Annotated in this window: 14 protein-coding genes and 1 tRNA gene; 8 read left to right on the top strand and 7 right to left on the bottom strand. The window is 42.8% G+C overall.

Annotation, left to right across the window (positions count from 1 at the left end; translation table 11 throughout):
• The first annotated feature begins 2 nt into the window (after nucleotides 1-2).
• The 3 genes from QL898_RS11515 (at nucleotide 3) to QL898_RS11505 (ending at nucleotide 4,500) form a co-directional block, all read left to right on the top strand.
• Nucleotides 3-1,418, top strand: coding sequence for a DUF2868 domain-containing protein (locus QL898_RS11515; RefSeq protein WP_290176911.1), 1,416 nt, complete (start codon nucleotides 3-5; stop codon nucleotides 1,416-1,418).
• A gap of 200 nt (nucleotides 1,419-1,618) precedes the next feature.
• Complete coding sequence (locus tag QL898_RS11510) at nucleotides 1,619-2,590, top strand: sterol desaturase family protein (protein ID WP_290176910.1); 972 nt, start codon at nucleotides 1,619-1,621, stop codon at nucleotides 2,588-2,590.
• 239 nt (nucleotides 2,591-2,829) lie between these two features.
• A complete protein-coding gene (locus QL898_RS11505) occupies nucleotides 2,830-4,500 on the top strand; it encodes a DUF3482 domain-containing protein (RefSeq protein WP_290176909.1) in 1,671 nt (556 codons plus the stop codon).
• A 25-nt stretch (nucleotides 4,501-4,525) separates the two neighbouring features.
• Here the strand turns inward: QL898_RS11505 and QL898_RS11500 are convergent, their stop codons facing one another.
• From QL898_RS11500 to QL898_RS11490, 3 genes are all read right to left on the bottom strand, one after another.
• Nucleotides 4,526-5,554 carry an ArsA family ATPase gene (locus tag QL898_RS11500; RefSeq protein ID WP_290176908.1) on the bottom strand — a complete coding sequence of 343 codons (1,029 nt, stop codon included), beginning with the start codon at nucleotides 5,552-5,554 and terminating at the stop codon, nucleotides 4,526-4,528.
• A 73-nt stretch (nucleotides 5,555-5,627) separates the two neighbouring features.
• Nucleotides 5,628-5,939: a cory-CC-star protein gene (locus QL898_RS11495; RefSeq protein WP_201547091.1), complete on the bottom strand. Its 312-nt coding sequence runs from the start codon at nucleotides 5,937-5,939 to the stop codon at nucleotides 5,628-5,630.
• A gap of 115 nt (nucleotides 5,940-6,054) precedes the next feature.
• Nucleotides 6,055-7,737, bottom strand: a complete 1,683-nt coding sequence (locus tag QL898_RS11490; protein ID WP_290176907.1) for a carbon starvation protein A — start codon at nucleotides 7,735-7,737, stop codon at nucleotides 6,055-6,057.
• A 302-nt stretch (nucleotides 7,738-8,039) separates the two neighbouring features.
• On the opposite strand from QL898_RS11490, the gene QL898_RS11485 reads away from it, so the two are divergent.
• Both QL898_RS11485 and QL898_RS11480 read left to right on the top strand, forming a co-directional pair.
• Nucleotides 8,040-8,708, top strand: a complete 669-nt coding sequence (locus QL898_RS11485; RefSeq protein ID WP_290176905.1) for a hypothetical protein — start codon at nucleotides 8,040-8,042, stop codon at nucleotides 8,706-8,708.
• A gap of 92 nt (nucleotides 8,709-8,800) precedes the next feature.
• Entirely contained in the window at nucleotides 8,801-9,364 is a 564-nt protein-coding gene (locus QL898_RS11480; RefSeq protein ID WP_290176904.1) for a hypoxanthine-guanine phosphoribosyltransferase, read from the top strand.
• Nucleotides 9,365-9,469: 105 nt separating this feature from the next.
• Here QL898_RS11480 and recD read toward each other — a convergent pair whose 3' ends face one another.
• The 3 genes from recD to QL898_RS11465 all read right to left on the bottom strand — a co-directional run bounded on the left by recD (nucleotide 9,470) and on the right by QL898_RS11465 (nucleotide 20,866).
• Nucleotides 9,470-11,668 carry an exodeoxyribonuclease V subunit alpha gene (gene recD, locus QL898_RS11475; protein WP_290176903.1) on the bottom strand — a complete coding sequence of 733 codons (2,199 nt, stop codon included), beginning with the start codon at nucleotides 11,666-11,668 and terminating at the stop codon, nucleotides 9,470-9,472.
• A 74-nt stretch (nucleotides 11,669-11,742) separates the two neighbouring features.
• Nucleotides 11,743-16,266, bottom strand: coding sequence for a UvrD-helicase domain-containing protein (locus tag QL898_RS11470; protein ID WP_290176902.1), 4,524 nt, complete (start codon nucleotides 16,264-16,266; stop codon nucleotides 11,743-11,745).
• A 76-nt stretch (nucleotides 16,267-16,342) separates the two neighbouring features.
• On the bottom strand, nucleotides 16,343-20,866 hold the full coding sequence (locus QL898_RS11465; protein WP_290176900.1) for an exodeoxyribonuclease V subunit gamma: 4,524 nt from the start codon (nucleotides 20,864-20,866) through the stop codon (nucleotides 16,343-16,345).
• Nucleotides 20,867-21,305: 439 nt separating this feature from the next.
• Between QL898_RS11465 and QL898_RS11460 the strand changes: the two genes are divergently transcribed.
• The 3 genes from QL898_RS11460 to QL898_RS11450 all read left to right on the top strand — a co-directional run bounded on the left by QL898_RS11460 (nucleotide 21,306) and on the right by QL898_RS11450 (nucleotide 22,852).
• Complete coding sequence (locus QL898_RS11460; protein WP_201547098.1) at nucleotides 21,306-21,830, top strand: hypothetical protein; 525 nt, start codon at nucleotides 21,306-21,308, stop codon at nucleotides 21,828-21,830.
• Nucleotides 21,831-21,896: 66 nt separating this feature from the next.
• Nucleotides 21,897-22,703, top strand: coding sequence for a hypothetical protein (locus QL898_RS11455; protein WP_201547099.1), 807 nt, complete (start codon nucleotides 21,897-21,899; stop codon nucleotides 22,701-22,703).
• A gap of 73 nt (nucleotides 22,704-22,776) precedes the next feature.
• Nucleotides 22,777-22,852 (top strand) — tRNA-Arg (locus QL898_RS11450).
• 309 nt (nucleotides 22,853-23,161) lie between these two features.
• On the opposite strand, the gene QL898_RS11445 is transcribed toward QL898_RS11450, so the two are convergent.
• A complete protein-coding gene (locus QL898_RS11445; RefSeq protein WP_290176898.1) occupies nucleotides 23,162-24,844 on the bottom strand; it encodes an NAD-dependent malic enzyme in 1,683 nt (560 codons plus the stop codon).
• Between the last annotated feature and the right edge of the window lie 251 nt (nucleotides 24,845-25,095).

Raw genomic sequence — 25,095 nt, 5'->3', positions numbered from 1 at the left:
TTATGCTATCACCCCAAGACCAACTGACCGAGCTGGTACGAGCCTTAGAGACCGATCAGCACGTCTTTGCCACTGATCCGTTATTAATCACGGAGAAGCTTCAGGGCGAGGATGGCACGCCTATCCAAAAGCTGCATCGACGAGCATCACGTATAGATAGTAACGGGGCGCTTGCACGTGTACTGGGCAAGATTGATGGTCGTATAAAGGGCATCATGATCGTTATGAGCGTGGTGTGGTGTATCTCAGGGTTTTTGGGACTGTTCACGCTATTGCAGTCTAATGTTGTGAATTTCTTTTATGTGTTGGTCTGTTTGCTTGGTTTTCATACCATTATGCTTGGTGGCTGGCTTGTCATGACCCTTATCAATCGAGATCAACAATCGCCCAGTTGGTTTGCGAGCTTTGTCAGTCCAAGTTATCTCATACGTGGTAAGGACGATGTGACCAAAGCGGCCGTCGATCTGTATGAACGCCAGTTGCAGCACAGCGGTATGCGTTGGTATTTGGGTAGATTTAGCCATCAGTTGTGGCTGGCTACCTTGACCGGTATGCTGCTTGCGATTATATTTTTGCTGGTTGTACGTCAGTATAGCTTTAGCTGGGAGTCAACCTTACTCTCTGATCAAGCGCTTGTGAGCTTGACTCAAGTATTAGGCTGGCTACCTAGTATGGTGGGATTTGGTGTGCCAGACAGTACAGCGATCGCACAGAGCAGGCTTGTGACAGAAGCCATGCCGCTGTCTGTTGCAAGGCAATGGGCAGGGTTACTAGTTGGTAGCTTGCTAATGTACGGCATTGTACCTCGAGCGATAGCATGGGCGTTCTGTGCATTGATGTTCCGCCGCAAAAAAATGCGTTTGGATATCAAACAGCCCTATTATCAAAAAATCCTAAACTTCTGGCAGCGGCACGTGGTGGATGCTGATGACTTTATAGAAGCGCTAGCCCCTATCGCCCCAAAAGCGACGGTCAGTGCGGGCAAGAAGTTAGTTGCGCTGCTTGAATACCCTGCAGATCAGGACAACTGGTGGCAGTCAGGGTTAGATAGCAGCCATCATGATTTTGACAAACATAGTCTTGAACACTCAAGCGAAGTTGAGAATTTTGGTATCGTTGATGATCGTGATGATATGACACGGCTTAAAAACTATCTAGATGCGCATCCGGTGCAAGTTTTACTTGGCATTCATAGCAATGCACTGCCCGACCGCGGTACGCTACGCAAACTCGATCAAATCGCTGCTCACGCAAAAGATGGGCTTATCGTACAACTGCTGGGAGATAACAGCGTTTCTGCGGAATTGACTGACGCTCGTACCGATGATGAGCCATTAGACAAACAAGCGGTTCGCTATCAACAGTGGCAAACGGCGCTTTCTGCACGAAAAATTGGCTTAGTTGATATAGATACTTAATACATTCTAATTTTTAATCTATTACTTTCAATCTGTTGTTCATATATGAACTTATCATTATGACTGGTATGATATACAATAAATAAATATTATAGGTCTATAACCTCAGGCAATCTTAAAGACTTATTGATATAACAGTTTAATAGCTGTGACGTCATATTAAGATAACAAGGATGTTTTATAGTGGCTAGGAGCCCAAGATGGCAGCAGACAATTCCCTTATGACCCTAGATCAGTATGGTCAACTATTGGATGGTTACCGAGAGGCGTTAAACCAAAGTATCTTAACGGCTGCGCCAGAGTCATGGCAGCCAATGCTGGCGAGCATTATGCCCGCGTATTGGCAAGAGTGGCTGCTTCCGCTGGCTGGCGGTCCATTTTTCTTGTTATTTTTGGCAGAATGGCTCTATCAGTCCAAGCGCGGCAATAGTAAAAGCTTTAGTTGGCTCCGTGCGATAACCAATTTTAGCTTAGGCGGCTCTTATTTAGGGTTTGAATTGATTGTCCAAGCGCTTATCGTCATACCTATCTGCTTATGGTTATATCAATATCGCTTATTTACTATTGAGGTGACATGGCTTACCGCCATCCCTATATTCGTCGCGGTTGAGTTCAGCTATTATTGGTTCCATCGCGCGTCACACCGTATGAATTGGTTTTGGTCAGCGCATGTCGTGCATCATTCAGATGACCATATGAATCTGTCCACCGCCATGCGTCAAAGCCTGCTGTACTCTGTAACGGGTTGGTGGTTGTTTTTTGTTCCGCTGATGATGCTAGGGGTTCATCCAGTCTGGGTATTTTTCTTTTATGCTTTAGATTTGATTTATCAATTCTTTATTCATACCGAAACCGTAGGAAAATTTCCAAAATGGGTTGAGTATGTCTTTGATACCCCATCCAATCACCGTGCCCATCATGGCACCAATAACGAATATATTGACCAAAATTACGGCGGCGTTCTCATTATTTTTGATCGCTGGTTCGGCACTTATGTAGAAGAAGATACGGTCAATAACCCCGTCAAATATGGTGCCGTTGGTGAAACCAGCCACGACAATATTGTTAGCCTGATATTTGGTGTCTTTTACCGTATGTGGCAGCGGTTCTTTCGTGCCAAAGGGTTCAAGAGAAAGCTAAAGGTGCTGCTGCGTCCACCAAGTGCTGTCTAATATAGTCAATTCTCTATACATTGGATACGGTGTCAGTCTCGCTTAGCCTACTATTTGTAGTGCTTTCACTCGTCTTCCTTGTATCCAAAATATATTGAACCGACTAGAGCCTGATTATAAATGCGTGGACTACGATTTGTGATATGACAATACGCATTCATAACCGATACCCAATCAGATTTGTTTTACAATAAATGGCTACTGTGTGTTTTTGCCATCAATAAATATAAGAAGTTACTATGAATAATGAAAATAACAATAATCATGAGAATAATAAGCCTGAAAGTCTTTTTGCGGACAAAGCTTATGAGCCGACCCCTGATGTCTCAAGTACTCCTTCAGACAATACTTTAAAACCTACAGTAGCTCAGTCAATAGCTATTCAGGACAATCAACCTGTATCAACCGAAGCATCAGCAACGACAGCACCAGCGTCAAAGATGAAAAAGAAAACGATTGCCAGTGGTGAACCGCTTAAATTGGCGGTCGTCGGTCATACCAATACGGGCAAAACCTCTATATTGCGCACGTTATTGCGAGACGTATATTTTGGCGAAGTCAAAAACGAAGCTGCAACCACACGTCACGTCGAGCAAGCACAGCTGACAGACAGTCGCACTGGTGAGGTGCTAGTGGCATTATACGACACACCTGGTCTGGAAGATGCTTCAGGGCTTATGGACTGGCTAGAGGATAATACTGCCAGTCGCCGTGATGGTATTGAACGTCTGCAACAGTTTTTGGCGGCGGATGTCGCTCAAGGTGCAGACAGTTATGACTTGCCCTATGATTATAGCCAAGAAGCCAAAGTCATTCGTCAGCTGCTGACAAGTGATATGGCCATTTACGTGGTAGATGCTCGTGAGCCTGTATTGGGTAAATATAAAGATGAGCTAGCGATTTTATCTTGGGCTGCGATTCCTGTGATGCCTGTTTTTAATTTTACAGACAGCCAGAATGCCAATATCGACGACTGGCAAACGATGCTGGCAAGACGCAATCTGCATATTTCAACGCGTTTCGATTCGGTCGCGTTTGAGTTTGAAGATGAGATGCGCCTATGGAAAAACCTAGCCACTATGCTCACCCACTCTGAGATGCTTGAGCAGTTGATGCAACGTCGAACGGAAGACTGGGCTCAGCTGTATGATGAGGCTAATATCATCATCGCTGATTTTTTATTGAATGTTGCTGCCTTTGTGCGCGAGATCAATGAAGATGACGACCCACTTCCTGTACTACAGCAAATGCAAGAAGCGGTCAGGCAAAGTGAGCGTGCGATGCAGCACAACTTACTTAACCTTTATAAGTTTTATGACAATGCGGTTGCAGCAACACCGCTTGAACTACAAGCCTATCAACAAGACCCTTTCGACCCTGAACTTCTCAAAAGCTACGGCATTCGTACCACTTCTGGTGCAGCAGCAGGTGCGCTTCTAGGATTAGGTATCGATGCAGCAGCCCTAGGTACTACACTGGGATTGGGTGCCGCAATAGGTGGGATCGCAGGAGGGTTGCTATCGAATACCAGCAGTATTGCCGATAGGATTACTGGGGTAAAACGCTTATATATCGATCCTGCTACGTTGACGCTATTAGCCACGCGAGCATTAGACTTACTTACGGCATTACGTCATCGTGGTCATGCTGCTACAGATGCCACTCAGTTATTGTATAAGGGCAGTAGTCTTGGAACGTCGTTAACTGACGACAGTGATCATGCAGATGAAGACAACAATCCAATTACTGTATGGCCAGCACATAAATTACCAAGTGAGCTCAAAAAAGCGCGTGGTAAACCGCAATGGTCGTCGCTTAGCAGCGGCAAGTCCGAACAAGCACAGTTATTACGCACAGACATGGCATGGTCGCTGTCAGGTAAGTTACAGTCGTATAAGCGTGAGTCATAAATTATTAGCGAACTATCTATGCGCTTTATACACTCAACAACGCACTCAATGCGTCTGTGCCGCGTACATCTGTCTGTTGCAGATAGATCGGATACAGCGGGTACTTGGTAAAGCTTTGCTCGATATCCTGCAGCAGATGTTGCTGACGCTCAGCACGGCGTCGCCAAAACTCATCCGACTGTGTGGTTGATATCAATTGATTAATGATGATTGCTGCTGGCATGAGCTTACTCTCTTCCAATTGCTCGATAGCGCGCTTGGTCTCAGCCAATGGTAAAACATCAGCGGTCATCACCAACACAATCGCTGTTTGTGTACGGTCATGTAGTAGCAACCCTGCTTGACGGAACAGTTGCTTGCGCTTTTCTAATACGGATACGGCTTGCTCCCAGCGATCTGATTTTTTTGCTGCAAATGGATTGGCCACGTCGTTCTTTTGCGTGCTCTGTTGCGTGCTCTGTTTCTGATTGTGACTGTCCAAATGCGTCGCCACCGAACGTAGTTTGGCCTGCCGTCGCTGCTGTGCAAGCAGCCCATCCGTCCACGCCCCCATCATTTCTGGTAATACCAATAATCGCAAAGTATGACCTGTCGGTGCGGTATCAAAGATGATGTGTTCATACCCGGCATCTGCCGCTTCGACTAAATGGTGGCACATAGATTCGAGCATCGCGGCTTCTTGAGCGCCAGGTGCCGACTTAGATAGCCTCAGATGCTCACGAATTTTTGGCATCATATCTGGGTTGGCATAAGCTTTAATCGTACGTTCGACTTGAGCAAAATGTTCATCGACAATTACGTCAGGATTTAACTCAATCGCATCTAGATAAGGTGATATCACCGTTTTCTCATTATTGAGTCGTATATTCAATACATCACCCAAACTATGTGCCGGATCGGTTGAGACAATTAAGGTTTTTTGCTGCTGGCTTGCATAGTAGCTGGCTAGAGCTGCTGCCGTGGTGGTCTTCCCTACACCACCTTTGCCGCCGATAAATATAATCGGTTGTGTCTCTAACTGCTCTACCAATCCATGTAAAGGGTGTAATGCCATACTGTTATCTCGTATTTTGTCTCATTATCTAATAAATGCTTAGCTACTTTTTTATATAGTCAATCCACTACGGTTAGCAGCACCCAACGTGGTCAAATGGACATCTATCCATTCCCATACGTGTATGCCACTCATGAAAGTTCTCTAAAAATAGAGGTTGCAACTCTAATGTATAAAAGCTGGCGGGATTATCAATACCCAAGCTCTCAGCAAACATGAGCAACATAAAAAAATCTTCTTCATCACGTGCCGCGCGTGCCATCGTCTGACGATAAGGCGCATGATAAAATTCATTTAATCCATTCTTAAACCGTTGCCACCATGGTTGAGTGTCCTCTAATGGTTGAACGTTTACTATATTATTTGATGTGTTTTCATTTTCCATAATGTGCTCGTATTTTACTTAATTCTTATGATCTATCATGCCTATATGATACAAAAAACGCCAGCAATTGCTGCCAGCGTTTTTGAGTTGATAAATATTTAGTATGGTTTAGCGTCTAAATGTTATCGCTTTTGCCTTTATGTATCGACCACTCTTTACGCAACACAGACAGACTCTCAAACGTCACTAAGATAGTTGCTATCAAGATAATGACATCCATAATGATAAGCAGCCAATTGCCATCAGTGAAGAAGGTTTTGAGCTGAATGAGTAGTGCGAAAACGGTCATAACCAGCAGGAATGTCAATGGCGCTAAAGTGTACCAAACTGGTTTGCCTTTACGTAACAAGATAACCGTTACGATCATTAGTGTTAATGCCGCCATTAACTGGTTAGTCGTACCAAATAGTGGCCAGATAATCATACCACCAGCACCATCAATACCACCGGCACCGAATGCTAATAGCAAGCAGCTGCCGACAGCAAGTAATGTTGCCACGACGCTTTTATTCAGTATTGGTAAATTATAAAACTCGCCAAACTCTTGGAAAATATAACGTTGTAAGCGTACGCCAGTATCCATGGTCGTACCTGCAAATAATGCCGCCATGACCGTAAGCATCGTCTGTGATAGTACCATATCGATGCCAACACCTGCGTTTAATATGGTCGCACCACCATCAATAAAGGCGCCGATAGAACCGTCGCCAAATTTTTGATAGACCGCTTGCCAATCACCAAGGGTAGCAAAACCTGCGGTTGCCGCTAGAATTGCGCCGAGTGCCAGCATACCTTCGCCTAGCGCACCAAAATAACCAACGAAACGCGCGTCTTCTTCTTTATCAATCTGCTTAGACGTCGTCCCTGTCGCGACCAATCCGTGGAATCCTGATATCGCCCCACAAGCAATCGTCACAAACAACAGCGGCATCAGTGATGGCGTGCCAACTGGCAGTGCTGTGTTTATTGCTGGTGCGACAATATTTGGCGTGCCGATAAAGATGGCTGCGTATAGTAAAATCAAACCAACGAATAGCTGCAAACCATTAATATAATCGCGAGGTTGAAGCAGCATCCATACGGGCAACAACGACGCAATCGCCGCATAGGCGAATAAAATAAGAATCCATACAGCGTTATCAGGTAAGCCCATTACGGTCTCAGGTAACACAATCGGGAACATAGGGCCAAGATAGATCAGCCCATATAAAGCGCTTACCCCGATAATAGATACCCAAACCAAATTCATCTTGTAGCGATAAATACACTGACCGATGATAAAGGCAACCACCAAGGCGCCCCAAACAGGCAATACAGCAGATGGTGTTTTGATCATCATATTAGCGATAGCAACACCAAACACCGCATTGACCATCAATAGTAATAAAAAAATCACAACCATCATCAAACTGCGGACACGTGTGCCCATGACCGTACCCGCAATAGAGCCAATTGACTGCCCCCTATTGCGCATACTTGCCCAAATGGCCGACATATCATGTACACCCGCCATAAAAATCGTACCGAGCACCACCCAAATGATGGCAGGTACCCAGCCCCAAATAACCGCAATTGCGGGACCAATAATCGGTGCAGCGCCTGCCACCGAGGTAAAGTGATGTCCCCATAGTACATATTTATTGGTAGGAACATAATCGACCCCATCTTTCATCGTATGCGCTGGCGTGGGACGACTGTTATCCAATGCTAAAATTTTGGTAGCAATGAATTTTGAGTAAAACACGTAGCCACAAAGCATAGCAGCAACGCCGAATATCAGTACAATAGCACTATTCATCTTATCTCTCCCTAGACAAGTAGTAGGTAGTCTTATAAGTTCAAGCTTTTTAAATCAAAATATAAAAAATATGCTAAATTAGTGTGCAGCGAGTCATTCATATAACCTGTCACCGAATAAATTGTAAAAATCATGTGAGATGAATATTAGCCAACAAATTTTCACATTGTACAATTATGGTGCGTCACTAAATAGCATATGGCGTGGTGAATCTTTGTTTCAAATTCTGGTTAAATGGTAACCGATTTCACGACAAATGTAACGCAAGTAAGACATGAAAAACAACAAATAAAGGAAGCACAATGGCACATTATTTTGGATTCGTACCTTCAGATAAATTAAAAGTATTAATCAGCGAGGCCGAACAAGTCGTTGCTTCAAATGAGCAAGTAGATTATTACCCTTACCGAGACGCGCTCACTCATCAGACAGCTCGTGATCTAACGGACAATTTATTAGTTGGTTTGGTAGAGATTATTCCTAACCCTGAACGCCAAGCCGCGATGCGTAAAATCGTCACCATGATAGAGCGCTCAACCGATACCCTGCTTAATATCTTACTTGGTAAAGAAAGTAACGAAGAAGTGCTTCCAAGCTTTCACTTTCTAAAAGACCAGGCAACTTTTATTGATAATGAAGGCGTAAAACGTATTGGCTTTAAACTGTCAGAAACAGATGCTAGAACTATCGTCGAAGGCTTTGCTGCTATCACACCAGAGCACGTAGATAGAGCCAAGTTTAAAACAGCGCTCGAAACCATGAACGAAGAAACACTGACCCACTTCGTCAGCCGCTACGCTGAAACGTTAAAACTAGGTATGATCAAACGCAAATCAGTGCCAGTCGCCAAGTCTGCGATTGATAAAGGGATGAATATGGCGCTTAATAAGCTACTACCTGATCTACCAAATGACTCACTCAATCGTTTGGCGAATTATTACCGTCCATTTATCATTGAAAAACCAGAGTAATTGCTAAATTTTGACCAAATGGTCATATAACATTGGGAAAATTTACCAAAACTTGTTAAAATACTTGGCATTTTTCACCAAAGGTGCGCCCGATGACCCAAATCAGCAATCAAGAAATCGAAAAAACATTACGTAACTCAGAGTGCCTGATCAGCAGTATAGAAGTAGCGGCTGCTTATGAGCGTTTGGCTGCTCAGCTTAACCTACACTACGCTGGTCTGAACCCAATTGTGATGGTTGTTATGAACGGTGGATTAATTCCAGCTGGTCAACTATTGACGCATCTTACCTTCTATCATCGCATGCATTATATCCATGCGACACGCTATCGTGACAATGAAGGTACTAACGATCTTGATTGGAAATTCAAGCCTGATGTGAGTATCGAAGGCGAGCACGTGCTGTTGATTGATGATATTTTTGATGAAGGCATCACTCTAAAGGCTGTTGTCGAAGAGCTAAATAAAGAAAAACCATTATCTCTCGAGTCTTGTGTGCTACTAAACAAGCAGCATGACCGCAAAGTTGCCGATTTTGATGTTGATTTCGTCGGTATTAATGTCGCAGATCGTTATGTCTATGGCTGTGGTATGGATTTCCATGGTTACTTGCGTCACCTGCCAGGTATCTATGCAATCAAAGAAGACAAAGTTTAATTCTAGACTTAATTGATTAAAATAGTTAAATCCTAAAAAAGCATCCAAATTGGATGCTTTTTTATTGCGCTGACTTATTGCGCCGACAACAACTTGAATGAATTGTTAAAACTGTAATGCCAAACCAGTATGGCGCTCAGTCGGTGTTTGAACTGCTTTTTCTAAAGCGTGCTTGGTACTATATATCGTTACCTGCTTCTTAGCACGAGTCACTGCCGTATAGATAAGCTCTTTGCTCAGCAACCTTGCATGGCTGTTATCAAAAGTAATAGCAACATGATCAAATTCAGATCCTTGTGACTTATGAATAGTCATTGCATACGCTGTGGCTATCACCTCTTCATTTAGCAAATTAACAGCTATCCCTTGTGTCTTATTTTCAAAGAATACCTCTAATTGGCTTCTTTCATCTGGTGTTTGTAAGCAGAAACCAATATCCCCATTAAATAGCCCAAGCTCGTAGTTATTTTGTAGCACCATAACAGGACGTCCATGGAACCATGTGTTTTGACCCAATGGTAACTTTAACTCAGCAAGATGCCATTGAGTAAGATAGTTATTGATATAGTGGTCGCCCCACTCACCATTATGGCCAGCAGTTAAGATTCTAAATTGATTAAATACTTCCATTAACGAAGTGGTAGTATTTTTAACTGATTCTGGCACGGATTTTTCTACTGGATTCCCTAGTAAATTTCTAATTTTATCTACGTATGACTGGTAATTATTGGATACCTTTGAAATAATTTTTTCTTTGCTTAGGCTATTTTTTATCTCATTATTTGATATGGACTCTGCTTGTAACGTATTAACATATTGAAAACTCAAAGCAGCGTCTTGCCTTAATAATTGCCAAATAGCTTGAAGACTTGTCTCTGCTTTATTGATTTGAGTGGCCAGTTTACCGATACCTGACTCGGCGCTAAATCGGCGACTCTCTGTTAGCTCTGCATGTATGGGTTGCAATAGTGGAATACGGCATAGATCAGCCAAGACTGCTCCTGCATCGACGGCTGCTAACTGGTTCGCATCACCTAATAATATCAGCCTTGCACCTGGCTTTACCGCGCTCACAAGATAGTTAGCCAACTCAACTCCGAGCATAGATGCTTCATCAACGATGATAATATCTTCACCCAGTGGATTGTTTGCATCATAACGCGGTCTACCCGTTCGACCGATACCTAGTAGACGATGGATGGTTTTTGCCTCTTGCAACTGTAGTTCTACATTTGCGTCGTCTAAAGCCGCCTGTAGAGACTCCTGCATACGCTGGGCCGCCTTACCCGTTGGTGCTGCTAATGCTAGACTAGCACTGTCTGTACTAAACCTAATATGTTCAGACTCATCTCCCCTACTCTCTGTCGCCTGTTGTAACGCGATAACTAACTGAGCAACGGTATAGGTTTTACCTGTACCTGGGCCACCAGTAATGATACTAAATGCATTATTGTTAGCCACATTGATAGCGGCTATCTGTTGGTCATTTAAGTTCTCAGGCATAGCAATGTCTAAAGGCACTATCTGCTGATTCAAAATATGATTGATATGCTGCGCTAAGTTAAATTCTGCTTGCCATGTGCGGTGTAGCCAAAATGTGATTTTCGAACCTTGGGTCTCCTTATTTTTATTTATGTTATAAATAATTGGTTGATTATCTTTGCTTAGGCTATTTTGATTGTTGTTACAATTAGTGTTCGCATTAACATTAGCAAATAAAGCATGCTCATGGATTGAATGAACGAAAGTATTTAAGTCGCTATTTTTCAAGCGATGATATAACGTAGTTATCGCATCAAAACGTTTGATCAACGTCTCTTTTTCATGGTTACTCAGTGCTAGCTGCGCCCACAAATAATCTCGCTGACCAAACAAAGTATCTAGTAATACAAATAGCGATGTCTCCGTTGTAGTGTCATCGTCTAGTTGCGTGTTTATCTGAGTATCAATCAGCGCAAAAATTGGTGTTGCCAGTATCTCCAATAATTGCTGCTGCCATGCATATAACGTGACCACTTCCCCATTAATCTGACCTTGCATGGGAGCTTCATGATCGGCTGCATTAATGGTTAATACAGTATGCCCTTCTTCCAAATGAGCCGCTAAAATAACGAATAAAGCCGTAAATAAATCGCTATCTTTTGACTTATCGACTCTTCTATTTTCATCGTTTGTCTTTGCATCTGCCGCGTCATATGCTACCTGTGTTTGCTGACGGCGCAGCAAAATATAATCACTGAGATTACTTGCCCAGCTCTCTTGTAAACTAATGGCTGATTTGCTCTTATTGTTATTATTACTCATCGTATATTTATCTCTTTTTAATCTGATTAACTGCTATAACAATTGTTATCTACCTAGTTGCTATACAAGGTTTATTAGTCCGGCAGGCCAAACAATGCATCTAAACCTTTAATAAAGGCGATGGGAATATCCCAAGTAACCAGTCCATAACAACTTTTATCGCTCAAGCTATCGTGGTTAGACTGAGCCCTATCTTGCGATGTAGGCATAGTAGCTGCTTGAGCATTCGGGTCATACACACCGCGTAAAAACACGTACTCTACAGCGCCTAAGTACTTATCTTCATTACCCGTATAATCACTGATTCTCATAGCAAGGAACCGATGCAATGCTACCTGATAGATTGCTGCTTGTAGCCAGTACCCCGCTTTAGACATTGCTTTCTTGAGGGTATCTTCATCGTAATCGCTTAGGCTATTTCCTAGAAAGTTACTCTTATAATCGACCACATAATACTTGCCAGCATGCTCGTACACCAAGTCAATCTCACCACGCAAATAACGATACAGATGTGCTTTGTTTTGTGGGACTAGAGTGACGTGTTTATCTGTTTCATCAGGTAAACACTGTTGGAAAAGCTTACTAATATCCTGTGCTTTAAAATTCTCTGACAATCCCATGTTGAACTCTAACTCGGCAAATCGCTTACCTTTATCAAGAGCAATCAAGGGTTGATTAGAAGCTAACAGTGGCGCATGCAGCACATCTTCAATCCAATTAACTAATGCCTCATGCTTGCTTGTATCTATTGACTCAAGATCAAACCCATCACTATCTCTTTGTTTCTTACCTTGTGATCTGCGGCTCTGCTGCTCAGCACTGCTATATATCAGCGGCAACTGATAGCTATTAATCGCTCTATCAATAACCTGATGCCACTGGGCTTTATTGGTGAAATCGATTTGTTCAAATATCTCATGCAAAAACGTACCGGCATTAGCACCTTTTACAAAGGTAAAGCGGATATCATCTTCTGACTTGAGGCTTAGCTCACTGTCTTGTTCGAGAGACTCTTTACTATTCAGTGAAGAGAGGTCTGAAACAGAAGACTCTGTCATATCAATGTCTATCGCATCATCAATACGCTCATCCACTATCGCCATTGCTTGTGTAGATTCATCTAGCTGACGTGCCAAAGCGGTAAAACTGGTCTTAGCCCAACCATAAAAATAATTGGTTTTCATAATCTCGGCAAAGGGCGCGTATTCAATAGCCTCTGTCGTAGGCTTATGAGCATTTGACTTGGTAGCAGCCATCTGAACATTGTCATTTATACCTGCTGAGCTAGCACCATTGCTTGCGTAATTATTGTCATAGAACTCATTAACCTTATGACCTCTAAGCATGCCTATGGTACCTTTGAGCCTATCCGGCAGCTCAAACTTTGCTTCTGGCGATTCAAACCAATAGAACACTGGCTTTAGCTCAAATCCTGTCTTGTTACTCGGATCTCGCAGCACAACATAAAGCTGCTCACTGGCTCGAGTAAATGCCACATAGCCAAGCCGCCTTATCTCATCAAAACCTTCTTGTGTCTCGATATCGGTGTAGTAACCCTCATCCGTAGCAGAGCCTTGCAATGGTGAGAAACGGCGCTGATTTCCCATTGATTGACTGTCTATCGACTGCTGCACTAATGCTGAAGGCGCTTGTTGCGCGTTATATAGATACAGCCCATAGTCTTCTTTATTACCAGACTTCCTACTGGCATCACCCATTCCCAATACATAGACAATAGGGAACTCAAGCCCCTTTGACTTATGAATAGTCATCAATTGCACACCAGACTCTGTCGGTAGCGGATATTGCTTAGCCCAATCACTATTAGGCGCTGCATCTATCTGCTGCCTGAACCACGCCAGCAACTCATACTCACCCATACCTAGACCATACTGCGCCAAAATGTCCATCACATGACGCAAATCCATAATATGACGATCACCTTCTGGATGAGCAGCTAGGGCCTGCCAAACGCCTTGCGGCTGCATAGGGCTTTTATCTAATAAATAATGTAGCGCCGATAATATGCCAAAGTGCTGCCAACGCTGTGCACCTTCTTTTAGATAGGTAATAAAGTCTTGATAGCTCTTTTTAGTATCAGTAGCTTCGTTAGTTAAGAAGACTTTCGAATTAGAATGGTTTGAATGGGCGCTTGGCGTACTGCTGCCCTCAGTAACGCCTGACTCATGGTCCGTCATCATGGCTTTGATGTTTTTAATACTCAGTCCATATAGGTGACTGGTCAACACCCGATTAATCATGTCATGACGATACGGGTATAGCACGGCACTTAGTAGCGCCGCCACATCTTCTGCCATAATAGTCTCAAAGATGCTGACATCACTGGTAGTCAAGGTCGGTACATTAAGTTTTACCAGCTCATCTTCGACCCTTTTCAGATCTTTTTTGGCACGTGCCAGCACCCCAATATCACTGGGCTGTATCGGCTTACCTTTAAGTGTCTGACCACTACTAAGCAAAGTGGCTATATGGCGAGCTGTGATTTCATGCTCGTCGTAATCAAACTCTTTGTCCTTGTCATAAGGTAAGTGTAATAAGCTCACTGGCTGAGCAGAAAGCACTTCTGTCACCAGTACATCATCCAGTCTATCGGACGCATTAAACCAAGACAGCTCATATTCTGGTTTTGCCGCTTTGATATGTTGGTAATGAATACCAGCACCCAATTGCGACAGTTTGTTCTCAGTAATTGTTGCACTCGCCATACCAAACCAACAGTTTAATGCATTAATCACACCGGCATTTGAGCGGCGATTGATGTCAAGTGTCCAAAGGGCGCTTTTATCAAACTGGGACTTCATGTAGTTATAGTTGGCCACATCGCCACCACGAAACCCATAAATAGCCTGTTTGGGATCACCAACCAATAGCAGAAATTCATGATTGGCTTTCTTAGTGGTTAATTGCTTGTCACTGTCCGACTGTTTACGCTTATTTTTTGGCAAATAAATGCTTTCAATCATAATGGCTTGCTCGCCATTGATATCTTGCGACTCATCAATCAACGCCACAGGATAGTGATGACGAATATAACGCGCCAGCTTATCTCCTTGACGACCAGTTAATGCTTGGTTTAAACGTACCATCTGCAAACTAAAGGTCGTCTCGCCGCGCTCTTCTAAAATGACTGGCAGCCTATTGCGCACAGCCAGCACAATATGACGGTTAAGATTGGCCAATACCAACAAAATATGCTGATTTAAACTATCAAGCATGTCTAAAATAGACATTAACTTACTAATGGTTTCTAACTCAAAAAGCGTCTGATGCTCTTTCTCTTTATTCTTATTAAAGTTCTTGATTTTGCCATCTTCATCGGGATATCTAGAATCCTGCAACGATGTCAGAATCTTATTCTCGCTCTCATTCAAATAGCTATTAAATGTCATCTGATACTGCGATATCTTTTGATGTACATCAATAATGGCATTAAACTGTTTGGTTAAATTAGAACCACCACGAAACCCTTGAGACTTTCTATATTCAGGATTCAAATAAGGCTGGATATCTACTAAATCTAACTGAGAAAACTCATTAATTAGCTTTTCGTATGCATCAAAGTCAAAGCTTTTCTCAATCCTTATCTCATCAATCGGCGCAGAGATAAAATTAAGCGAGCGAGTCACATATTTCTTATGATCGCCCACTGCAGTCAGCTTACCTTGCTGATCCATTAGCGCATAGAGTTTGGGCTGCTCATAGTATAAGCGGCTCTGAAACTGACGTAGCTCATCATGAACAATGCTATCGGTAACTTGTTCAATACTGCTGTCTTCAATAATCCCCATACCCTGCTGGTGACCAGTCTCGCTGCTGTACTCCGTCAACCATTTTTGCGCCAAGCTATCGAGCGTGCCTACAAATAGCTTATCCAATGTGGTTAGTACCAGTGCCGTACGCCTGATAGCTTCCGCCATTGGGTAACTGTACACGTGATCCAGCAAATAACCGATAAGATGCAAGTTAATAGGATCTTGCATGATGCCCTCTAAACGCACATATTTGGCCTGATTAACCAACCAATCTTCACGGTCTTTTTTTGCTTGTTGACGTTTCTCAGCCGCCACTTGCTTATCAGTAGCAAGGTCTTGATTTAACTCGTTAATATCTATTTCAACGTTTGTATCAGTACTTGAATCATTGCCTGCTTGTGCGTCTTTATTACCCTCAGGCATAACCTGTAGTATGTTGGGATAGAGACTCTCTTTATTGCTAGTATCAGCACTTAGGCTATTGACCCATTGTAATAACTGATAGAAATCCACCAAACGATCATGAATACGCTGACGCATTTCGGCAGCGGCGGCCCGTGTAAAAGTCGTAGCGATGATTTGCTCTGGCGCGCGTCGCGCTTCGATCAGTAGGCGCAGTACAATACCGGTCAGCGTCCAAGTTTTGCCCGTGCCCGCTGAGGCTTCAATCAGGTGTTTACCCGTCAGATCAACATCAACTGCCGGTATGACATCATTTTTACGTTCAGGCACAGCAGATAAAGGCAGCTCATCTGAATATTCATCAAATAAATTCGGTTGTGTAGACAAGTCAATGATATTAGTTGGATCGCTAAGGTCTGTCATATGGGCGCATACTTTTAATTATTATTTATTAGAACAAGATAGCAAAAACTAATTAGAGGCTGCTATAGATAATGGGCTAACTATCTAAGTTAGTTAACGCGTTAAACATCGGCTCATACAGTGGCTGGGCTAATGTAGTCAACGCTGATGATAACGCCTTAAACGCATCTTGGTCACGTAGCACGTACTGCCAAATAGCATGCTGCGAGCAAGTATCGTATACCGTGTCTGAGTTATAGTTAGGTCTTAACCAGTCGGAGAAGTCGGCCCGTTTTGGCCAGTAGCTACTACCGTCACTTTCTTCAGGCTTTAGATACTTATCAAGGTAGTTAAGTGCATATTCTGGTAATAAAGTAATGGGTACTTGACCCGTTAACTTGCCAAAAACTGCCCATTTTATCAGCTCAATGACTGCATCTTCATATACAATCGGGCTTAGTTTAAAGGCGATGACTTTGTCATACTTTTTGACTTGTGAGCTAGGCTTATTAAAACGCCAAATACTTACGCCATCATTTGAGGCTACTTGCTCGGTAGTGGTACGTCTAGCCACTTGCCAATATAAATGTGACAACCAAAACTTGAGTAAATGCCTAGGACTGGCAGAATTGGGCAGTATATTTAACCACTGCTTGGGTGATTGCTGAGCATAAGGCACGCTCGCCTGAGTAACTGATATGGGTGCCAATATTGGTACTGAGCCTTTGATCTTAATGATTTTTGGCAACAGCTTAAGCAGTGTTTTCATACCGTCTATATTCGTCTGGTGCTTTGACTCGTTGTCAGTGCTACTAAGTATATTTTTTAGCTCTATTTGAACGGGATGCTCGGCAGTTGGCGTCAGTAGCTGTAATACACTGCTACTATCTGCCTTACTCTCGTTGATAATACTGCTTTCATCAAAGCCATTAGCCGTTAACTGCTCTTTGAACTCTAGACATTGCTGTTGCAGTTTCTTCTGTTGATTGGGTAGCGTGGTTTGGCGAGCAACACCAGCGGGCATAATTTTTTGATACATCAGAATTGGAGTGGTAGTTTTATCCGCTGCATCACTATCATTCTTCTTATTCTCATCAGTAACCAATTGTTTAATCAAATGATCTTTGATTTGATAGGTAGTTAAACTGTCTAAGAATAGCGGCTCTTGCTGCGACAATGCTTCTTCACCTTGTACCACATGCACCTTTTGAGACCGTAAGAATGCTTTGGCAGGATGGCGCACTTGGTAAGCCAATGCCCCTTCAATATCTATCTCTCCTATGTTAAATATGCTATCGGACAACACTTGGATGAGCACCTCTGTCATGCCACTGACATCGCTAGGAGCATCAACAACTGTGTCGAACCCCAACAATTCAGCCAATGCAGACAAGGTTTGATTGTCTACTTGACCTAGCTGACCCAAGCCTTGACCCAACACCTGAGCGATTGACTCATACTGCGCCTTCGTGGGTAAGCCTACCAACTCTTTATGCTCACTAGATATTCGGCCTTTTAATGTGTCAAACACCGCTTGCCAAAGCGGTGCAGGCGGAAACTGCTTTTTCTGAGCCAGTTTGGTTTTGCGCATGGCTGTATTTAATAAAGTATCCAGCTCATCAATCATATCGACAGGCCTGGTATCCTGAGCATTGATATTAATATTGGCATTAACGTTGGCATTAGCATTGTCACCAATATCAGGAGATGCTTGCTCGGAAACATCAGTGCCTTCAATTTCTGTCTCAAACAGACTCTCATGGAAAGGAAGTGCAGGATGCTCAGTCACTAGCCACTGCTTAATCAACTTAGGCAAATAGCGCTTGAGGCTTTCGGTGGTGGGATCAATATTCTCAGGTAATGTTTCAAGCGAGTTCACCTGCCATTGCACCTCGCCTTGTAGGAATTGCAATAGCTCGCTCACTGGATTGGCAGGCAGATGCTCATGAGTATCCGTCAAGCTTTGACCGTTATAGAACATCCAGCAAGAACTGCGCGCACACAGTAGCGCATCTAAAAATGCACCGTTGTCATCATCTTCACTAACTCTATCACCACGGCGGGCATTGGTCGCTTTCATCAAATCATAGCGGTTGTCACGATCACGCCCTGGGAACTCAGAGAGATCCATATTGAGCATAACCACCAGCTCAAATGGCACGTTTCTTAGTGCACCGAATCGACCAAAAGTAATCACCCCAGTTGGCTCGGCACTGACCTGCTGACTTTCAAGTTCGTTTTCGATACTGTCTAGCATAAAGCTCAGCTTAAGCGGCAATTGCTCCACACCTGCCAGCCTTTGCTCCACTTCTCTGTTGTCGACATCACCACTAGCGTACTGCCTATAGTGACGATTGGCTCGCAGACTTGATTTAAAGCCATTCATCGCGTTGTAGATGGCGCGCATGGTACGCGTTTGATCCACATCACCAAAGTAGCGATGGATAACTTGTGTCTCAATCTGATCGAGCCAATCTTCCGCTTTCATTTTTTGTGTATGATCCTCACGTCGTGCAACCAAACCAGTATAAATGCGGCAAAGCGCTTCAACAATCAACGCATCATTTAGGCTCACTTGTGGTAACGGCAAGGTCATTTCTGGTAAAGCTGTACTTGGCCATTCATCGTCATTTAGATCATATAAGCAGTCGCTCAACCCAGCCTCTGGCATGACCAAACCTAAGGTCAATCTGTCTAACGCCTGTGCAAAGCTAAAGCGATAGTCATAGTCATTACTGTCCAACGTTTGTTTAAGATGCAGCTCGTCAAAACCGCGAATAAAGCCCGCCTCTACCAACAAATCACAGCCACGGCTCATCTGCTCATGAGTCAGTCCAAAGCTTTCAAACAAGGGCGGTAACATCAACCAGTCTAAGACTTCAGCTGCTTCAAAACGGGCACTATGGCTACCCAATAGTTTGTAAAAACCGATAATCGCTTCCCATAACTGGCGAATATCGGCGTCAACAACACCAGTCACTTTAGCAGGCAAAGTCAAGCCGTCTTGACCCTTACCATTGACGAAGATAGACCCAATCAATGCATGATGACGTTCAACATCAGGTAGCAGCACAACAATGTCGGAGATATGGCGTTTCTTTTCACCTAGTTTGATAGGTTCATTTAGCCAACGACCAATCATAATACGTAATACTTCAAGCTGACGCTGCAAACTATGACACGAATGAATGCTTAGGCTATTATCTTGAGAAGAGATTGCCCAAAAACGGTCTTTCTCAAAGCGCTTATTCTCTAACGCTTCATCTTCATACCAAGCCATTTCTGGCTTTTCTTCATCAAAGCTTGACTCTAGTTGCTTACTTACCGCTTGTGAGACTGTAGCGGCTATCGCCTGCTGAGTAGATTGCTCATCAAGCATCAATACATCATTTTGCAAACGTTTTAATAAGCTCAGGTTACCTTGCGTATCTTGAGTACTGACCGCTTTATCAGCATCCTCTATGCTTTCATACTCGTAATGACCGAGCGCATCATCTACACCATTATCAAAGTTATCTTGCCATTCGACTAGCGCATCGTCGTATTGCTCATTACCTGATAAGTTGGCAAGCATCGCAAACGCATCGCGCGACTGCTTACCGAGACGTGACAGCAAACTGTGACCATAATCACGCAAGAACACACTCTCAGGGTTGATAATCTGCTGGCGTTGTAACCATGATTTATCGACGATATCTGCCCAAAACAGCTTTGATGGATTGTAATGTAATAGCGTGATATTCATGTATTGTGACAAGCGCTGTAGAAAGTCGAGCTCGGTCTGTGGCAGTTGCTGGATGGTAAAAATACGCAGTATGGTTGGCAACTGAGCACGTTCGTTCGCCTTATTACCTTTTAAAGCCGACCAAAACGTACGCTCCAGTGCCACACGGTGTAGATGAACATCAGCAAACAAATGCGACCATAAAAAACGTTGGGCGACTTCTAACTCAACATAATGCTCGACCAACCACTCAGGCGTGCCGCGCGCATACTTATCAAAGCGAAGGGATAAGGCGTCTTTATCTGCTATCAACTCACTTACGCTCAACGGCTTGTTTTGCGACCATAGCGCCAACCAATCCTCACGGTGAGTCAAATAGCGGTTAAACACCCTAGCCAAATCGCTTGCCAGCTGCCAAATACGGGCATCTTGTTGTGCCTTATCCTGTTGTAAACTGTCTTGTTGAGTGCTTGCCTGTGGGTCATCAATTAAAGACGCTAACAATGGATGAACTGGATGCTTTTCATCTGCAACGATTGTCTCTTGATAATAAGTCAAATATCCAAACAATCGCCACTGCATTACTGTCGGTGATAACACCGCCACTTCCGGCACGTTTAGAGTTGTCGCTTCAGGGTTTTGTGCCAGTAAGTATGCATTATGGCGGGTCAATACATCTTGCATCAGCGTCCATTGATACTGACCCCAAAATTTAGTACGCACCAAAGTACTAATACCAGCACGGCTAGCAATAGTTTTGTCCAACCAATCACCCAATACCATTGACGGTACAATGACAATGAAGGGTTCAAAAACCGGCTGATCCTTGGACTGGTATTGTACAAGCAATTGATCAACGAGGTTTTCGGTACGGTGCGACTGAATAATAGTGAACATAGACAATAATCTGATTGCAATAAAGGTGAGATATTAGGATTAATAAAAAAGGCTTCATTTATGATGAGATGTCTGTATCCAATGTCAAAAACGCTATAAGACGTCCAGACAAAACAAAAATCGATACTCATCAATCCATGTTTGATGGTCGTTACTATGATGCATTTCTGCTAGCATGAGTGCCATAAACAAAAACAATCATAGTAGCAAATTCTACATATCCATTGATAACGTTGACTTGCCAAATTTGCTATCAGTGTGCCATTGATGGTTATCGTTTACTAGTGTAGATGCCGATATTATAATAATCTTGCGACATTTAGTGTCGTTTTATACTATCATTCATATTTACTATGAAATAATCTCATTGTGGTTTTTGAATTGGCCTTTACAACCTGTATCTAAATAATACTTTCTATTGACGGGATTACTTAATATTATGCCATTGCGTCCCATTGATGCCATTTTTGTCCATCCAAAACAACGCTTATACGTCGTGTATTATCGCGGTGAGTTGTGGCAACTGCCACGTATGAAAATCGATGACAGATCATGGCAAAACAGACGACCCTATACGGATGATAGTAGCTCACTTTATTTGAGCATTCATCAAGCTATCAGCGACCCTGTACTTGCGCAGAAATTGAGAACGCTAGATCTCCCTGTAGCGGTACGTGGTAGCACGTTGCCACGTTTCGAAGCATGGTGGGAGGCACATGGGTTTAGATGGTTAAAAGACAGATTGTTAACCGGTGAATCGCCGTTAGCAGCGCATCAAACTACTACGCCTGCCAAAGTATTAAATGACCGATCTGATTCTCTAATAAATCGCCAAACCAATGACCATACTGATGAAAATAGTGAAGTTAATGAAGAACAAGTATCCACCCCTTCTGCGGACACGGATATCTTTGCAGACATGTTGGCTGAATTGACCGATGAAGTACTAGAACAAAAGCTTTAAAAACTAGATACCACCCTGTATATAAAATTTGCTATGAATCAACTAATAATAAAAGAGCAGTAATATATGAAAGACTACAAACTACTGCTGGCTGGGCTAATCTTGCTGCTGCTCACAATCTTTATCGCGGTCTTTATTTGGTTGTGGACCAGTAATCGAAAAAACACAGACCCATTGCCAATCATGGCAAGTGAAAGTGAAGCAGACCCTAGTACGAAAGGTGATGATTCAAGAGAGATTGCTGACAGTGTTTTATATATTCGAGCAGAGGAGAAGTTACAGGTACCTTTGGACGATATCATTGTGAGCTTTGAATCTCGTTATCCGCACGTGCAAGTGCTAGCGAGCTATGTCTCCTCTAACGACCTTCTCACAGTACCAAGTAGTGGTTCGACCAAAGACAAACTCTCTGACTTTGTGTTTGATACAGATATGATTATTACCAATGACGATAGCCTATCTACAGAACGGGTATCACTCCTACAGTCAGAATTGCAACAGGCACAAGATAGAAATGGTCAAAGTCAAAAAAGCATTGAGGGTGTTGGTACAAATGATGCTTTTGACAAGAATAATGATACCCGTATGCATAATAAAGATAAAAAGATACACACTCTAAATCCCTTTAACTATGCGCTAAAAGATGAACAAGCGCTTGAAGGTGTCATCCTGACAGACGATACAACTGCTATTAGCTTCCGTAATTTTTTACTATCGAGCACAGGTCAAGATATACTAAAAAAATATGATTATGAGAATATAAGTGGTTATAAGAACAGTGTAAATGACTTATTTAAACCAACCTCACAGGCAAAAAGTGCATCAGGTGATCACGCTGTAGATGTCACTGACGCGCTTAGCAATGGTGAGTAAGGATAAATTTTCTTTATTTATCTTTTGTTGATTGCTTTTATGACTGCTTTTTTCTACAATGTCACTCCATAATGCGCCTATAGCTCAACAGGATAGAGCAGTTGCCTCCTAAGCGATCGATCCGAGTTCGAGTCTTGGTGGGCGCACCAATTAAGATATGATTAGTACCGATTAAACCCTTGTAAGCCTTATGCTACAAGGGTTTTTTATTGCGTGTCGATAATACACCCTGACCTTCCATACCTTAACGATAGAGGTATCGACTAACACCTCTTAGAATACCTTTAAAATATCTGAAATTATCAAGGCGTTGACTAACTCACCACCAAAATAAGCGACCATACAGACCTTATAGTTTTATATTAATGCATAGAAAAAAATCACCCTAACTGTTCAAGTTAAGGTGATTTTTTATGGTGTTTGCAATATTGATAATAGCTAACTATCTAATCTCTAACTTAGAAAGAAGTACGGCGATAGTTACGATATTCAGGTAACCAAAAGTTCGCTTTTAATCGGCGTTGTAAATTTTCCGATGTGATAGGTAGTGCTAGTTTATCTTGAGCCGCTTGCAGTGCCACTGCATACGCTATTTTTTCACTGATCTCTCTGATAACTCTGATCGGCGGTAGTATGGCACCAGGTGCTTTTTCGTATTCCATGGATATATCTGCAAGGGCTTGGCTTGCCGCCGTTAGCATATTATCGCTGATACCTGTCGCACGGGCTGCTAAAACACCCAGACCAATACCGGGGAAAATATAGCTGTTATTACACTGAGAAACCTCAAAAGTCTGACCGTTATAAGTGGTATGAGGAAACGGACTACCCGTTGCAACAATTGCCTTACCTTTACTCCAATTCATGACTTCTTGCGGCGTTGCTTCCACACGAGACGTTGGATTTGAAAGTGGTAGTACAATTGGGTGCTCAGTATTAGCACATAGCGATTCGATCACTTCTTGGGTGAACAGACCTTTTTGTCCGCTAACACCAAATAATACGGTGATTTTTGCTTGTTTAACCACTTGCGCTAAGCCGAGTTTCTTACTTTTGTCCCAGCTTGCAATAGCTGATTCTTTTTGTACTAATGGTTCTTGGAATTTTTGCAGCTCTGTCATGCCATCTGTCAATAAGCCATAGCGATCAACCATGAATACTTGACTACGAGCTTGCTCTTCAGTCAAACCTTCACGCTGCATTTGGCGAATAATATGCTCAGCAATACCGCAACCCGCAGATCCTGCGCCTAAAAATGCGATATTCTGTTGGCTAAGTTTTTGACCTTTATTTAGACACGCTGCAATTAGAGTACCAACCGATACCGCAGCAGTCCCTTGAATATCATCATTGAAGCAGCATAGCTGATCACGATATTTATTCAATAACGGGGTCGCGTTTTCCTGAGCAAAATCTTCAAATTGCAATAACACTTCTGGCCAACGGCGCTTAACGGCTTGAATAAACAATTCTACAAATTCATTATATTCATCGCCAGAGATGCGCGGATTTCTCCAGCCCATATACATAGGATCGTCAAGTAGCTGTTGGTTATTGGTGCCGACATCCAGCAAAATAGGTAGACAGTAAGCGGGGCTAATACCACCACAAGCCGTGTATAAAGACAACTTACCGATTGGAATGCCCATACCGCCAATACCTTGATCCCCCAGACCCAATATACGTTCACCGTCAGTAACAACGATCACTTTGACGTTTTGTTTGGTGGCATTTTGTAGCATATCGTCGATTTTGTGACGCTCAGGATATGAGATAAACAAACCCCGTTTACGACGATAAATTTGCGAGAATTTTTCACACGCCTGACCAACGGTTGGGGTATAAATGAGCGGCATGACTTCCTCGATATGCTGCTCAATCAGATGATAAAATAAGGTTTCATTGGTATCCTGGATGTTACGCAAGTAAATATGCTTATCCATCGCGTCAGTGAATGAGCTCAGTTGATGATAAGCACGTAATGATTGCTCCTCAATCGTTTCAATATTATGAGGTAATAGCCCCGTTAAATTAAAGCTACTACGTTCTTCTGATGAAAAAGCACTACCTTTATTCAGTAAAGGTGTCTCTAAAAGAGCGGGTCCAGCAACAGGAATATATAAAGGACGCTTGTTTGACATAATGTAATCTTCTTATTAAAGGCATATGAGTGAAAGCCATACTAAGTGAAAGCTATGCTAGTGCTGCATTATACATAGCATCGACTGGTATTTAACAATAGATAACAAAATCATTTTGAACAAATATGCTTCTGAACTCGAGGACACTGATGCATTTACCTAGAAATAATAAGAAAGCACTACCAATCGGCAGTGCTTCTGAGGGTGTATTGAACATTTATAATAGACAAACACTGAAATATTCAGCTACT

This window comes from Psychrobacter sp. APC 3279 (assembly GCF_030407795.1).
Classification (GTDB): Bacteria; Pseudomonadota; Gammaproteobacteria; order Pseudomonadales; family Moraxellaceae; genus Psychrobacter.
Note: the sequence above shows the minus strand (reverse complement) of the source record. Positions and strands in the feature narration are given on the sequence as shown.